Source organism: Sphingomonas sp. BE138 (assembly GCF_031456125.1).
GTDB lineage: Bacteria > Pseudomonadota > Alphaproteobacteria > Sphingomonadales > Sphingomonadaceae > Sphingomonas.
Window position 1 is genome coordinate 1 of sequence record NZ_JAVDUC010000037.1, and the last position, 15,141, is coordinate 15,141.

General features: G+C 54.9%; 12 protein-coding genes and 2 pseudogenes. 8 read left to right on the top strand and 6 right to left on the bottom strand.

Annotated elements, in window-relative coordinates:
- A partial coding sequence (locus tag J2Y58_RS19770) for a hypothetical protein (protein ID WP_310107025.1) occupies nucleotides 1-201 on the bottom strand: 201 nt, incomplete at its 3' end.
- Nucleotides 202-430: 229 nt separating this feature from the next.
- Nucleotides 431-1,054, bottom strand: a complete 624-nt coding sequence (locus J2Y58_RS19775; protein WP_310107026.1) for a recombinase family protein — start codon at nucleotides 1,052-1,054, stop codon at nucleotides 431-433.
- Nucleotides 1,055-1,329: 275 nt separating this feature from the next.
- On the opposite strand from J2Y58_RS19775, the gene J2Y58_RS19780 reads away from it, so the two are divergent.
- Entirely contained in the window at nucleotides 1,330-1,503 is a 174-nt protein-coding gene (locus J2Y58_RS19780) for a hypothetical protein (RefSeq protein WP_310107028.1), read from the top strand.
- A gap of 591 nt (nucleotides 1,504-2,094) precedes the next feature.
- Entirely contained in the window at nucleotides 2,095-3,549 is a 1,455-nt protein-coding gene (locus tag J2Y58_RS19785) for a glycogen/starch synthase (RefSeq protein WP_310107029.1), read from the top strand.
- A 153-nt stretch (nucleotides 3,550-3,702) separates the two neighbouring features.
- Here J2Y58_RS19785 and J2Y58_RS19790 read toward each other — a convergent pair whose 3' ends face one another.
- Nucleotides 3,703-4,707 (bottom strand): hypothetical protein, encoded by a 1,005-nt coding sequence (locus J2Y58_RS19790; RefSeq protein WP_310107031.1) that lies wholly within the window; start codon nucleotides 4,705-4,707, stop codon nucleotides 3,703-3,705.
- Between the two features lie 1,252 nt (nucleotides 4,708-5,959).
- Here J2Y58_RS19790 and J2Y58_RS19795 point away from each other — a divergent pair.
- From J2Y58_RS19795 to J2Y58_RS19820, 6 genes and pseudogenes are all read left to right on the top strand, one after another.
- The gene (locus J2Y58_RS19795; RefSeq protein ID WP_310107033.1) at nucleotides 5,960-6,652 is read left to right on the top strand and encodes a hypothetical protein; all 693 of its coding nucleotides are present in this window, start codon (nucleotides 5,960-5,962) and stop codon (nucleotides 6,650-6,652) included.
- 65 nt (nucleotides 6,653-6,717) lie between these two features.
- Nucleotides 6,718-7,947, top strand: coding sequence for an HlyD family efflux transporter periplasmic adaptor subunit (locus J2Y58_RS19800; protein ID WP_310107034.1), 1,230 nt, complete (start codon nucleotides 6,718-6,720; stop codon nucleotides 7,945-7,947).
- A gap of 3 nt (nucleotides 7,948-7,950) precedes the next feature.
- Entirely contained in the window at nucleotides 7,951-10,044 is a 2,094-nt protein-coding gene (locus J2Y58_RS19805; RefSeq protein WP_405053146.1) for a peptidase domain-containing ABC transporter, read from the top strand.
- Between the two features lie 3 nt (nucleotides 10,045-10,047).
- Nucleotides 10,048-11,046 (top strand): hypothetical protein, encoded by a 999-nt coding sequence (locus J2Y58_RS19810; RefSeq protein ID WP_310107036.1) that lies wholly within the window; start codon nucleotides 10,048-10,050, stop codon nucleotides 11,044-11,046.
- Nucleotides 11,043-12,473 carry a hypothetical protein gene (locus tag J2Y58_RS19815; RefSeq protein WP_310107038.1) on the top strand — a complete coding sequence of 477 codons (1,431 nt, stop codon included), beginning with the start codon at nucleotides 11,043-11,045 and terminating at the stop codon, nucleotides 12,471-12,473. Before J2Y58_RS19810 ends, J2Y58_RS19815 begins: the two co-directional genes overlap by 4 nt.
- Before the next feature lie 60 nt (nucleotides 12,474-12,533).
- Nucleotides 12,534-12,749 (top strand): annotated as a pseudogene (locus tag J2Y58_RS19820) (transposase); the annotation flags it as partial.
- Nucleotides 12,750-12,838: 89 nt separating this feature from the next.
- Here the strand turns inward: J2Y58_RS19820 and J2Y58_RS19825 are convergent.
- From J2Y58_RS19825 to J2Y58_RS19835, 3 genes and pseudogenes are all read right to left on the bottom strand, one after another.
- Nucleotides 12,839-13,782 (bottom strand): annotated as a pseudogene (locus tag J2Y58_RS19825) (IS3 family transposase); the annotation flags it as partial.
- Between the two features lie 207 nt (nucleotides 13,783-13,989).
- Nucleotides 13,990-14,481, bottom strand: coding sequence for a hypothetical protein (locus J2Y58_RS19830; RefSeq protein WP_310107040.1), 492 nt, complete (start codon nucleotides 14,479-14,481; stop codon nucleotides 13,990-13,992).
- On the bottom strand, nucleotides 14,399-14,671 hold the full coding sequence (locus J2Y58_RS19835; protein WP_310107042.1) for a type II toxin-antitoxin system Phd/YefM family antitoxin: 273 nt from the start codon (nucleotides 14,669-14,671) through the stop codon (nucleotides 14,399-14,401). Before J2Y58_RS19835 ends, J2Y58_RS19830 begins: the two co-directional genes overlap by 83 nt.
- Nucleotides 14,672-15,141 lie beyond the last annotated feature (470 nt).

The window sequence follows — 15,141 nt, forward strand, 5'->3', positions numbered from 1 at the left end:
GGAGGTGCCACCGCTACAGATTACACCCAAGGCCGCCTGAACGATGCGGCCAGGTGGCACACCCGAAATTACACCACGTTGACGGACACGACCGGCAATGTTCGCGCAGTCGGTTGCGCAGTGACTCTGAATTAACGCGAGGCCAACCCGGATGACTCGGTGATGCTCCTCAAGACCGCGAAGCAGTTCCTTGTCCGTCATGGTTAACCGACGCCTCCCAAATACTGCCAAAAGACAGAATCTGCTGCGCCGTCTACCGTATCTGGGAAATCAGCTCAGCGATATTGATAACGTCCGTAACGACTGTTGGATCGTTAGCCAGAAGGATTTTTGTTAAAGCCTTGGGAAAACGCGCCTGACGACGGCGTCTACGCTACGGCAGAGCGGCTTGGCCGGTTGGAAGGGCAGGGGAAGCCCGAATTGCTGGCGCTCAGGCGATGTCCTCGACAGCGCACGGATCAGTGCCGCTGGCGTCGCCCGACCGTTCGTTCTTCAGGCGGCGAGCAATCTTAGCGAGCAACGTCCGACTGCAGCCCGTGCCGATCATGATCTCGCGCCAGCTCTGCCCATCCTTCAGTGACCGGGCGATCGCGGCGTTGCGGGCAGTGTTCTCAACGCGGCCTTTGTAGAGGCCTGCGGTTCGAGCTCGGCTGACGCCTTCGGCTTGCCGGCGCCGACGATCATCATAATCCTTGCGAGCGACCGCGGCGAGGACGTCGAGCATCACTGCATTTACCGCGGCGAACATCCGAGCTGTAAAGTCGTCGGGGGTAGCGATAAGGTTCCAGGAGGTTGGCAGATCGAGTGACACGATCCGAACCTGGCGTGCCTCGATTTCCGATCGCAACTTGCTCCAATCGGCCGAGCTGAGGCGCGATAGACGGTCGACCTGCTCGACCAGCAACACGTCACCGGGGCCGCAATCGTCCAGTAGTCGAAAAAGCTCCGGCCGGGCGAGGCGGGTGCCGCTCTCGTGTTCAACATAGCGCGATGCGATACGGAACCCATGTGAGGGCGGCGAACGCATCCAGCGCTGCGCGAGCGCGGGTCGCATCCTGTTCAGCGGTCGATGCGCGGAGATAAGCCCGGACGAACATGCTTCAGTCCTTTATGAACGGTCTTGTTATGTCCAGTCTTTTTTGAGAGCGCGTTTGACGGAAAAAAGACCGGGCGCGCTCCGGTCTTTCAGAGGTATTCCCTAACCGCACCGCACCGCACCGCGCTGAACGTTTGGTCGTCGGAGGCCCGACCCGCTCTTTCCTTAAGAATCGACTTTGAAGGAGGGCCCAGGAAGACAACATTCATTCGATGCACCGCTGTATTTATTGCATGAAGGAGCTGATCCCGCGCGAAGAGGCGATCGGACCGGTTAATCCGTCAATCGAGCATGTTATTCCCTATGCTCTCGGCGGCAGCGACGATCTGGCGACACGCGACTGCTGTGCCGGCGCGCCGCACAACTGTTCTTTCCAATGGCGGCTGTTGCCACGAATGGCATCTTAGGCCACCGGCGGGATCGCCGCGCGCGCACTGGCGGTCGATCCCGACCCCCTGGAAAATCGGGCCGCTGCGGATATCAATCGCCTGGAGCCAGGCACCAACTCGGCGCATGCTGTCGGGCAAGAGCCATGCTCAGGCGCCTTACCACCGGATCGGTTTTTGACGAGGGGATGAAAAGCAGCGCCGAACCGTCGTCGGGCCAATCGATTTGCCTCTTCGATCACGAGGAGCTAGCTGACCCGCAGGCCTGCATGATACCTAACCAGAGAGCAGCGCGGCATCGCGCAGGCTCTGCAGATCGCCGCAACAGGCCGCCAGGAACGCGGTCAGCGTGGCACCCTGACCTGGGACTGAGCACGGCCCCGAGGCGCAAAGGAGCTGTCTGCCCGCTGCGCGGTGCCACGGGGCCGACGCACGCTCTCCAGGGCCGCGGGCACCATCGTATGGCTGGTCGGCAGTGCATCGGCGGACAGACCGCAGAACGGCTGGACGCTGGCCAGGCTGGCGATCCGTCGGCTCCCGCGATTACCCCATGTTTGTTGTTGCCGCATCTAATGGGGTGGGGCAGGCTCGCCTCAGGATAGGGAGATACCTGTGTCTAAGCTTGTGCCTGCTATCGATCCAATGGTCGGCGCCGTACGACCACGGGTGTTGATCGTGACCGCAGAGCTAAGCCCGATAGTCAAGACAGGTGGCTTGGGCGACATGGTACGTGCGATTGCCAATTCACTATCTAGCCGTGGCTTCGACGTTAGCGTGCTTCTCCCAGGGTACCGCAGCGTGGTTCGCACATTCGACGGCAAAGTCGAATCTCAGTACGCCATTATGACGTTCGGTTATCCCGTGTCACTTGAGGAACATAGATACGAGGGTTTAAGGATTATCGTGGCGCGCTCGGATTCACTTTTTAACCGCTCAGGAGATCCGTACCGCAGTGACCAAGGAATCGAGTGGCCGGACATGGCTAAACGTTTTGCGGTGCTCGGAAACGTGGCCGCAAATATTGCGAACGGATCGACTTCATTCGATCCACCGGAAATCCTTCACCTTCATGATTGGCATACAGCACTAACTCCGGCATGGTTGGAAGAGCGGTGTCGAGCAAGGACTGTGCTGACAGTCCATAACTTCATGTTCCAGGGTCGAATATCGGTTAATGACGCAAAAAGTATTGGCTTGAACGAGAGATATCTAAAAATTGGCCAATTATTTGGCGGCGTCAGCTTTCTTCAAGTTGGATTGCATTTAGCAGATAAGATTGTAACGGTTAGCAAGGGATATGAGACCGAGATAAAAAAGCGTGGTCGGTTCAACTGGTGGTACATATCAGATCCATTGGATGCGGCACGGCTCGACGCCGTGCCAAATTGGCCTGATCTAAATGCATGGTCCCCGGCAAAAGATCTTAGTGTTCCAGCCCGCTTTGACCATAATTCAGTCGAGCGGAGGTCGATCAACAAGCAGGAGCTGGAGTCCCGCCTCGGGTGGACAAGCAGTAGCGATGCAATTTTATGCACTGTGAGTCGAATCACGAAGCCAAAGGGATTTAGCTTCTTAATTCGTCGTATGGAGAGCATACTAGAACGTGAGTGTCGAATTCTGATAGTGGGGGACGGCGATCCAAAGCTGTTAAATGGCTTTCGATCTTTTGCTGCAAGGTTTCCTGATCGCGTCGCTATCATCACGCCATATAATGAAGACAGTGCGCGCTTGGTTCTTGCCGGCTCTGACATACTTTTAATGCCGTCCCTGACCGAACCGAGCGGCCTTTCTCAACAACAGGCGCAGCTTTATGGTTGCGTACCAATAGTTTCAAACGCTGGCGGATTGCCCGACACGGTCGAGGACGGTGTGACAGGTTTTCTGTTCACCTCATCGAATCCAACTTCGTTTCTCTCCGCGCTAGATCGCGCCCTAGCAGTGCGTTTGAGTGGAGACTGGATAACTATCCAACGCGCGGCCATGCGCCGGCATAAGGACCGGACCGAAAACGAAGGCTATGCTAGGATGTTCAATAAGCTACTATCCAATAGGTTTTCTCCGTCTTGAGCAGGCGCCCCTGCCTCAGGCTGAGCCAACTTTAACACGACGAGCCTATCCATAGCCAAGCTCTGTTGACTAAACAAAACGTCCGCTCATTTGAATTGAAAATCTAGTAAGGTCGATAGCTCATCACCTACTTCTCCGCCACCGCTGGCCTACTTATTTCGACGAGCTTAAAGCCTTTCGCTCTTTCTCTTGATCGGCTAGGACTGGAACGTGAACCGCTTGCCTCTCGGCGTCACTCAAAAGCGACCGATCGAAAGGCTCCTGCGTGTAGGCCTTATTCGCCTCTTGCTTAAACTGGGTTCCAAGAACCTGGGGATGGCCAGCGGATTGCAGATATCGATCGAGCGTTGCAGCGGCGATCCAAGCGGCGTTGTAGCCACGCGCCATTGCAATTAAAGCTAAAACATGGGCCTTCAGGTAATCGTCGGGTGAGTAGCCATGTTGAAATATGTATGCTGCATGATAATAATCGATACCAGCAGAAAGCTTTTTTTCATTTAAAAGTTGCTGTACCCGCTCACGCCGCTTGGCGTCAGCTAGTCTCAAGGCAGTCCAATCGATTTTACTAGGTTCAACCCGCGCACTTTGATCATTGCTATACATCGAGGTCAGCTCCGAGTTGACAGGCCTGCGTACGAGAAGTGTGTAGCTGTCACCATCACTCCACCCATAGCCAAAAGCCTGCGCCGCACGGTCCTCTAGGAGGAATGTAACGCCATTGTAGGCGTTCCACTCGAGTGTTGCATCTCCATGGCCATCGCCAGATATTACGAATTCGTCGTCGGCACCATTTGGAAAGGGGCTTGCGAAAGTCATTCTTACCTTGTGCCCAAGAAATTGTACCGTCCGCGCCACGCGGCTTACAGGCGGACCCTTTACTCCAGAGATGTGTTCATCAACCAAATTATAAGACATGGGCTGCCGCCAAATAGCGACCCATTTATCATCATGTAAAGATAGACTGAAGGTCATCAATGTGACACTCCCCGCCTTTATCGCCCATACCCGCTCTTCAGGTTGGGCAGCGATAGTCCCAGATTGCGCGTAAGATTGCCCAGCAACCAGGACACAAGCAAAGCAAAAAAGGAAATTATAAATGAGCTGACGCACGACCCGAATGTCCATGATCGTAAATCGCGGCGCGATAAGATTACTCACAAAGCCACCTCCTCCTGATAAGGCACAGATTTATTATAAGTCAAGGCAAGGCTGCCTTGTGGTGGAGAGCATAAGCGTGGAAAGGGACCGAACCTATCGAAAAGGCTGGAGCCGGTATCGATGTTTATATTTGCCGTCGCGGAAGATCCTATTACTCTCATCAAAGGCCTCAGCTAGAAGCAAGTTTATCGCCCATCGGGGGCAGTGCATAACGGCGCATTATCACAATGCGAGTACGCTTCCGAGCCCAACCTCTGCTTTTTACCCCGCAGGGTCACGAGGGTGGGCGCGGGACAGGCGGAACTCGTTCTCACTCCGCTGGCGTACCTCGCGATCCCGCGTGGAGAGACCTTCTTGTTTGTGCATGGTTCCCAACTCGGCATTCATTGAACGCCGACAGGATACTCCGGGGCGCTGAAAAACGTGGCCGAGGCGGTGGTAGCATCGGTTCAACCGAGAATGAACTCCGATTGCCTGTTTGCAGCTAACGCAATTGATCTGACGATTTCCATACCCTAATCAGGACATGCGGCCGAAGACCGGCCGCGATCATACGGAGAGTCATCATGGATGGACGTATTCTCGGTCGGAAGCTTGCTCGTGAACTTCCAATGAACGAACTCGACGCCATTGCCGGTGCGGCAACCTTGACCTCGTCGCCGAACAATGTTGGGCCCAGCGGCGGTGACACGACCGACTCTGACGACACGGGCGGATCTGGCGGCGAGAGGTAAGTAACGTGGGTCGCGCTGAATAGCGCGGCCCATCATTCTATGGGTGATTGATGAGTTGCAATGACGGCTGCTTGATTTTTGCTATGCCTCAGGACGTCCATGGCTATGCTGTAGGATGGGCATTGCGCCACCTTGATGTTGACGTTCGTTACTTTTTCACCACGGATTTGCCTGAGCGGGCTGCCATTAAGTTCAACGGAGGTGACGCTCGGCCTTTTGAATTATCGTTTCAGTGCTCACGTGGGTGGGATAGCCCTTCCGTGGAATGGTGCGAGCCATCCAACTTTCGGTCCGCGTGGTTTAGGCGTACAAAACGTCCTACGTTACGGGCGGACCTCGGTGAGGGCGACAAGCTTCTGGCTACCGATGACTGGCAATCGGTTGTGCCTGCGCTTGAGCTTGTAGTTCAGAGAGAAGTTCCTCTCTGTTTGAACCCCCCTGATCGCCGAACTGGGCGAGCACTTAAATGCTATCATTTGTGGCTGGCCGCAGCACACGGGCTAACGATACCAGAAACGATGGTCACAAACGATCCGGATCAGATTCGCGATTTCGTAGAAAGTATTCCTTCGGGAGGATGCATTGCTAAACCGTTGAACATGCAGACTTGGGATAGCGGAGATGGCGCTCCCTTTGTTTTCACAACAACGATTTTGGAGCTTGACGACCTAGAAGGAGTCGACCTGCGCTCAGATCCGGTAATTCTTCAGCCCGAAATCAAGAAGCAATATGAGGTACGGATAACCAAGATAGGGCTCGATTTTGTGGCTGTAAAGATTGACTCTCAAGCTACGGCGGGAGGCAAGCTTGATTTCAGGCTCCACAAAAATTGGCGTGATTTCGGTCACGTGACTGTTGAGATCCCAGAGGGGATTTTAAAAAACCTGCGCTCTGTGTGTGACACTCTAGGCCTTATATTCTGTACTATTGACTTCATAGTAGATTTGGATGGGCGTTGGATCTTTCTTGAGATCAACCATATGGGTAATTGGCTTTGGGTAGATCTTTACAATCCAGAGGCTCGATTGCTCGATCGCATGGCCCAGCTTCTTGCCTCTGGTAATGCTCAGCATCGCTATGTTCCAGGCAGCAGCAATTTGTCGGCAAGCAGTTTTGTGGAAATGTATGAGGGTCGTAAGCATGAGATTGCCGCGGCCGAAGCGCTCGTCCACGCCAACAACCACGAAGGTTTGGCCGTGGTTGATCGATAACGCGAGGCGACCGGTGTCAGACAACTCGTGCCATCGTGGTTCACCCCGTTCTTTCGGATACGTTCGTGAGTGACTCACTCACCCGTCGCGAGGCTGGGCAATCAAGCACAATGCGTCTCAAAGGCGACGTGCACCTCTTCAACCCGGTGTCTTGGAACATCGTTTTCCTCATTTTGAGCGTCATCGCTGGCGGACTTTTCATCTTCGCTTTCACTGTTCCGTTGTCGCGAGTCGTGTCGGTCAATGCTGTGATCCTGCCTGACCGTGGAATATCTTCGCTCGTAGCTCCTCGCGGTGGAACGCTAACGCGGCTGGTCGCCGCACAGGGCGGGCGCGCGGAACGAGGGGAAGTCATCGCGATCGTGAGTACCGATGAAACCTCGCCGTTGGGAGTGAGCAACGAACGTGAGACGGAGAAGGCGCTGCAAAGGCAACTCCGCGAGGTAAATTATCAGCTTCAGCTCGTTCAGGCTAAGGTCAAAAACAACGACGCACGGACCGGTAACGCTCGCAGGTCTCTGGTCGCGACCATTGCAAGCCTTCGTCAGCAAGCTAAGCTCCAGAAAGAACTTATTACGCAGGGCCAAAAATCGTTGGCCCGTGCGGAAGGCCTGAGCGCAAAGGGTTACGTTACTACCTCCTATATCGATGGGCTGCGCGAAAGTGTGTTGCTTCGGCAGCAACGTGCAGCGGAGATCGCGTCAGCTCTCTCGGAAAAAGAGCAGTCGCTTAACAGTGTTCCCGCTGACGAGCAGTTGTCCCGCCTTGAAGCAGACGACAGCGCCGCAGTCTTACGCGCGCGGCGTGAAGATTTAACTCAACAAGTGCTAAAAAATTCCCTGACAGGATCTTACGCGCTGCGTACCACGGTTGCAGGTACTGTAGGGAACGTTCGGTATCGTGAAGGGGAAGCGATCAAGGCCGGAGCTACTATTATCGATATTATTCCTGATAGGAGTAGACCGGTCATTGCCCTGAAAGTACCCTCGCGATCGATCACACGAGTGAAGCCAGGGCAGTCCGTCCGAATGTCGGTCGACGCCATGCCATCTGTTACGTATGGCACGTTGCGTGCCAACGTCATCAGCATTGCAAGCACTACTACGCTCAGCTCAACAGATCCTGGCGCGTCCGAATATTACATGGCCTACTGCGCTGTCGACTTTCGTCGCTCGTCTCCACGGATACTACGCACCCTGCGGGCAAACATGTCAGGATCTGCCGCAGTCGTCACTGATCGCTTAACGATTGCAAATTGGTTTCTTCAGTCCTTTTCTGGACGGGGGGCTAACTAGACGATGCCGACGAAAAAGATTTCTCTAGTCAAGCAAAGTGAGGTAGCTGAGTGCGGCCTAGCCTGCCTTACGATGATCGTCAACTTTCATGGCGCATCCACAGATCTCCCCGCGATGAGGGTTCGTTTCGCACCATCGCTGCGAGGAACGTCCTTACGTAATATTATGGAAGCCTCTAACTCATTAGGACTCATTCCGCGGGCAATTCAGCTTCCGCTCAATGAACTTAGAGATCTAGACCTCCCTGCCATTTTGCATTGGGATATGAATCATTATGTGGTTCTAGAAAGAGTCAACGGAAGCAAATACCATATCCATGATCCGGGGCTTGGTACATCCTGGATCACTGAGAAGACGCTCTCGCAGCATTTTACAGGTGTCGCGTTAGAGTTTCGTCCGACGGACTCCTTTCGAGCGCCACCCTCACGTCCGCGTCTCAAGCTGTTTCAGCTGTGGAGTCGGATACATGGTATCAAGAGAACGGCCGCACAAATCCTAGTGCTTAGCACGGTGATCGAGCTGCTCGGACTTGCTGCGCCATATTATCTTCAGATCGGTATCGATAACGTCGTACCGGCTGCGGACATAAGTCTGTTGACCCAACTTGGGATGGTTTTCATATCGCTGATAGTTATTCAAGGCGCTGTCACCCTCCTACGCTCGATCATTCTTGTCCGAGCGGGATCACAGGTGGGCTTCAGTCTAACGGCCAATTTAGCCCGGCATATGCTCCGGCTTCCCGTTGCATGGTTCCAGCGCCGGATGCTTGGCGACATAGTCGGTCGGGTGAACGCGGTAGACCCGATTCAGGACACTCTTACCCGCGGGGCGACCCTCACCATTGTCGACGGAATTTTCGCTGTCATCACTTTGACGGTCATGGGGGCCTATTCCGTTGGCCTCACGGCAATTGTCGCCATAGGCGTAGGGCTGGACCTTGCGATAAAAGGGTGGCTTTCTGGGCGGCAAATTGCCGCAGAGCAGACCGTTATTGAGGCATATGCCAAAGAACAAACCACAGTCATCGAGTGTCTTCGTGGTATCACATCGATACGGATGCTCGGCAAGGAGCGGGAACGTCAGTCCATCTGGCAAAACCATCGCAGCGATGTAGTCAATGCCCGAACTCTAGCCGGAACGCTTCGCAGCCAAGGTGATGCTGCAGTTGGGATCATCAGCGGCATTGAGAACGTGATGAGCGTTTGGCTGGCGATGGTTTTCGTGATTGGCGGATCCTTAACGGCAGGAATGGTCTTCGCGTTTTTCGCCCTGAAGGCGATGTTTGTGGCGAAGACCAAGTCCCTGATAGATCAGATTGTACAAGTCCGCCTTCTCAAGCTTTATCTCGACAGAATCGGAGACGTGGTACTTGAAGATGAAGATTTGAGTTTGGCGGATCATGGGCTGCCACGGGATAGTGGGCCGTTCGAAAAGATCACATTAGAGGGTGTGTCGTACCGGTACTCGCCTACCGACCCCTACGTCCTTCAAGGCATTAATTTGACTATCCCGTTTGGCGATCATGTGGCGATCACCGGCGAATCGGGTGGCGGTAAATCTACCTTAATTCGCATTCTACTGGGACTAGTCGAGCCAACCGAAGGCGAAGTCCGGATCGACGGCCTATCTCTGCACGAGTATAGCGTGCGACAGTACCACAAGATTGTTTCGGCGGTCGTGCAGGACGACACATTGTTCACAGGCACCCTTGCAGAAAATATCTCGATGTTTGACGAGGAACCTGACTTCGACCGCGTAGAGCACTCGGCCAAGTTAGCCGCCATCGATCGCGATATCGAAGTCATGCCAATGAGGTACAATACACTTGTTGGCGATATGGGTTCAACGTTATCTAGTGGTCAGCGCCAACGAATACTGATTGCCAGAGCTCTTTATAGGCGGCCTACCTTGCTCGTTATGGATGAGGGAACCTCACACCTCGATTCACGGCATGAGGCTGTGATAGCAAAATCCCTAGAGAGTCTTGCTGTTACGAGAGTAACCGTGGCGCATAGAGAAGAAACCCTCCGGCACGCTACCGCTCGGTATAGGCTTGACAAGGGTCGGCTACACGCCGACCTCTCTCACAAGGATTAAGTTGTGTTTCACGACATCAGAGTGACGATTGAAGAGTTCGCTGAGGTCAATACCCCTAGCGAATTGATTCGACTGAGTGTGCTTGGTGCGGCTATGTCTATAGCAGCGGACTCAAACCAGAAATGGGACGTCGGTAGCGCATCTTTGTTGTCCTTTTTAGGCGACCTCTACGACGCGGATTGCCTGACAGTTTATGCAGATCTGTTTGGGCGTCCTACTGCCTATGTCGCCGACGTGGAGTGTGGCAGCCCGTCTCGGACTGAGTTGGGCATCCTCCGTTTGGAGCGAACCCCCGGCTCTATTCGCTACGTTGCTGATGTGTGCTGCTGCGAAGCAGATCCATCTGCCGTAATTCACGCATGGACCACAGATCGCCTACCGAAATTGGTCAAGTTCAAAGCGGCTAAATCAGATTCGATGTACCATGTGGTTCAAGGAGAGCTTGCGACGCGGACCGTCGAGCGGGATTTAATTCGAAGGTACGGAAACCTCCCGCAGCGACACGATCCCATCCACATATTCGACCTGCGCCACCTCGCATCAGGCACCCGGGAGTTGGGTGACATTTTGGAAACTTTGCATCGCTGGAGGCCTGAAGGCTGGCCATGTCTCGTTCTTATGATGCAATTAATCATGTCGATTACAGATGCAGGTCATCTCAAGATTTATCGAGATGACGGATCGGCCTCGCTGATTGTCTGGGGCCTCACGACGACAGCCGACTTGGAGCTGGACGGAGGTCGCGTGCGAGATCCTTTGGTGATCGATCTCGAACGAGCGCACCATGGCGACACGCTCGCATTCTATCTCGTGGCTGGAGATCCAAAAACCAGTGTCGCTGCGATGTCGGATATAGCAAGTCGGTGCCGCAAGACGAAAGTATTGATGCGAGAAGAGGACGCAGCTTTCGTTATCGGCGCCATTTCTCCGGTTCCGGTTTCCCAGAGCATGTCTCCTCCGAGGGGATGGGTGAGGCCGGATTTTTGTGAGACCAAAGCATGATTGATCTTCAGGCCACGATAGTTGCCCACATGGATGAACCGTTTGCTTCTATATCAGCCAAGCTAGTGAAAGAAAATGATGCAGAGATACTATGGATCAATCCGAGGGCCTCGCTGATTGATCGGTCCTTTCACGAACAATGTGGTTCTGATCTATCCCTATATAGATCGCATATCCTGAATAATTGCGCCTATCTCTATGTATCCGATGCGGCGACCGCTAGCGCGACGGGTTATTTTGACCGTTATGGAGGAGATGGCATGGGGAAGAATGGTGGCAGCGGTCGTGCAGTCAACCTCGGGGCCTACAATATCAAAGGCGTTGGGAGATCCGCTCTTGTTAGCCCCATGACCGACTTCGCGCATGCGAGTGGGTACGCCTTTGTTGAGGAGGCTCTGCGTGAAGTGATCATGTACCAAGCTTTGGAGAAGGTGCTGCCAGAGGGGGTTGTGCCCGTCCTCGCGGTCATCGGTTTACGAAAATACGTAGCTTGGCCTGAAGGGAGCTATCCGCCGGGAGAGTATCGCGTGCTCATCGTTCGCCCTCGCATTGCGCGTCCGGCTCATCTAGAGCTTGCCAACACCTATATTCCAATTGATCCTACTGAACGTCGCATGGACCTCGACCGAGTAATTGGCTGGCGTAGTCTACTTGGCCAAAATGGAAACCGAGACCTTCTAGATGCTATTGCGGAGACCTATAAAAGATGGTCTTCGCGTTATGCCAAATCCCTTCTCCATAATTGGAGTCTTGGCGGTATGTCACCATCTAACATCGACGTGACAGGACGATTTCTCGATTTCGGCGGTGCGTGTGAGCTTCCATCTATCGGTAATTACGCTGTTGGGTATGCGGCATGGTCTTGGGACGAAATTAAAACGATCAAAAGGTCGATCAGCAGCTTAGTCACCAGCATGCTAGGTACTCCACGCGCGGACAAACGTACCGCTACGGAGATCCAAAATATCTGGCAAGATGCTAATTTCGCATTTATGACTAGCTTAGTGTCAGAGTTGGGCCTTGTCGCACCTATGGAAAGGAATGAGTTCTCCAAATATATCAAAACCCACCGTGCGGAGGAAGATTGGTTAATAGCCCAAGCGGCCTTAGATTTTCTCAAAAATATCCGAATCCCCATAAATCAAGCTGGTGGGCCGCAGTTGGATGACGTGCGCAGGGCGCTACAATCCGCCAGAGCCAAACCGCAGTTGACTGCATCACGAAAACGATTATTTGCCCATTTCCGCGCCGAATGTCAGCAATCTGCTAGCGATGTTTCACATCATGGGGCTTTACCCATAAAACATAGGGAAAGCCTTCGTAAAAGTCTCCACAAAATGATAATAGAGCATGGAAATATAGATTCCTCTTTTTTTAGTAAGGCGATATCTCGCTTTTCTGATCAAACCCAAACTAATATACCTTAGGGCTAGGACCCATTGATGTGACGGCGGCGATCTGCTTCAGGCTCCGTAAGAAGCCTGGTGATGAGCAACCTGTTCTGGCTGACGGAAGAGAAGATGGAGCGGCTACGTCCGTTCCTTCCTAGGAGCCACGGAAAGCCTCGGGTGGACGACCGGCGGGCGCTGAGCGGCATCGTGTTCGTCGATCGCAACGGGCTGCGCTGGCGCGATGCGCCAGCCGCCTACGGCTCAACCAAGACGCTCTATAACCGGTGGAAGCGCTGGGGAAACGCTAGCGTGTGACCTGCCCCCCGTCACTTCATCAAGGTGGAACTAGAGACCGGCCTCTCGTTGAGCTGCTACCCCTTCTTGGACCACTCAGCTGGCCGTTATCCAGCATCTGCCGTCAGCGGCGGGCCATGTGCCGCTGACCGGTTCACCAGCGATATCGGCGTCTTGTTGCCTATGGCGCTATGCGGTCGCACCTCGTTGTAATGTCTGCGCCAAGCCTCGCATTTTTGGACCGCGTCGTCGAGACTCATGAATTAGTCCTGGTTCAGACACTCCGCCCGAAACTTGCCGTTGAAGGACTCGATGACCGCGTTGTCGGTCGGCTTGCCAGGGCGGCTAAAGTCGAGCGTGACGTTGCGGGTGTACGCCCACAGGTCCAACTCGCGCGAGACGAACTCGTTGCCCTAGTTGACCCGGATCGACGCCGGATAGCCCACCTCGCTGCACACCCGTTCAAGCACCTCCACGACGTCCGGCGCCCGGAAGCTGAACCGCGGGACGATGGCCGGCGAGAACCGACTGAAGGTGTCTACAACCGTCAGGATGCGCAGCTTCGGCCCCGTCGCGAGCTGGTCATGGACGAAGTCCATGGCCCAAACCTCATTCGAACAAGACGCCGCGCAGCGTCCTTCTCTCAGCTTCGCCTTCACCCGACGCTTCGGCGGTTTGTGTCGCAGCTGCAGCCCCATTTTCCTGTAAAGCCGGTATATCCGCTTCGCATTCACGTCCCAGCCCTCCCGGCGGAGCAGCACATGGATGCGGCGATAGCCGTAACGCACCCGCGTCTCGGCGATCTCCTTCATCCGCTTCTTCAGGTCGGCCTGATCCGCGCGACACCCACGATAGTGGTAGCTCGACCGCTCCGCCCGAAGCACTCCACAGGCCCGCCTGATGCTGACCTGCCATGCGCTCCTGACGGCGTCGACGGGTTGTCGGCGCCGGTCAGGCCTCAGAGCTTTCGCAAAACAACATCCTGCAACATCGCCTTGTCGAGGCTCAGGTCAGCGACCAACCGCTTCAGCTTGGCGTTCTCCTCCTTGAGGTGGCAGCTCGCACCAGGTCTGCTGCCTGATTCATCCGCTCAGCGGTTAGCATCTCCTCGACCGTCTCCAAATACCGAGAAGGGTGCTCAATCAGGTCCTGCACACATGCTTCCTCTATGTGATACTTGAAAGCACGAACGCCTTATAGGATCGTGACGATCTTGGACTTGGGCCGCGGTCGAAGTCTCTCTTGACCCGCCAAGGTACTACCAGTCATCGCGGTCAACGGGACGCCCAATACCAGCTGCAACGATCTCGTCGCGGATGCGCCGGAAAAAGCTCGCGGGCAGATAGCCGTAGCTGACCGATGGCTCACGACCGGGGACCGGCCGGATATCGTAACCCGGCCAGGAGAAGCGGTTCCATTCGGTGATAACAATCCACGACCGATCACCCGAGAGGCCGAGGTCGCGCCGAGCGGCGTCAGGCACTTCAATCGCCAACTGATCGCGGGCAGGGGGCTTGGTGGTCATCGGCACGACATGGACCTGATCGATCCCGTCCTTGGTCCGGGTGACCAGGACAACCGCGACTGGCCGGTCTTTTATACCTTCATCACGGCCTTTGACGTACTCGTATTCCCACAGGTAGCTGTAGTTCAGAACCTCGCCGGGCTCAGGAAGCGTTGAGCCTTTTTTCGGCCGCTTCGGAGCCGCGGCCGGGTTCGACGGCGCGGATGGCTTCGAGGGTTTCGTCATCAAGATCCTCCACGCGCCCGGCGACGCGTTCGCGACGGCGCAGGCGCTCATATTCATCGACAGGAACCATGACGAAGCGCACGCGTCCGTTGCGGCTGACCCCGACCGGGCGGATCATCGCCTCATCGGAGTAGCGGCCGAACTGCTTCTGCAGCTCGCCCGACGGGACGACTTCCATGCTCTTCGCCATATGCGGCGCTCCTTCCTCGGGTGCTTGACCTGTTACCATCGCCTGTCCGGGAACCGCTTCTCGCCTGACCACCCGCATGGACCCTCGTCGGGTCGCTCGCGTCCGTGGCGCGGTTCTCAATCCTGCCGGGGCTCTCTTTTTGGATCTGTTACTTCCCGAAAGCTCACTTGGAACGATCCAGCCTCAAAGACCGGAATAGCTCCGAGATAGGTGGGATGGGTAAAACCGTCAAGATCGGGAGAACGTGGCGAAGATGAAAGCCTTTAGGAAACAGCTAAGTTTGGGGAATACGGTAGAGCGGGGATATCCGGCAAATCATTCTAGCGATAAAGCCTCTTCCCGATAGAAAGATGATGACGTCCAAAACGGCCCTCGTGTAGGTTTCCCTAAAATGGTGGACGCCATCCTACCTACAGCAGCAGCTGAAAAGAGTGGATCTGCGCCCGAAACAGTGGACGGCAGCCGCTCTG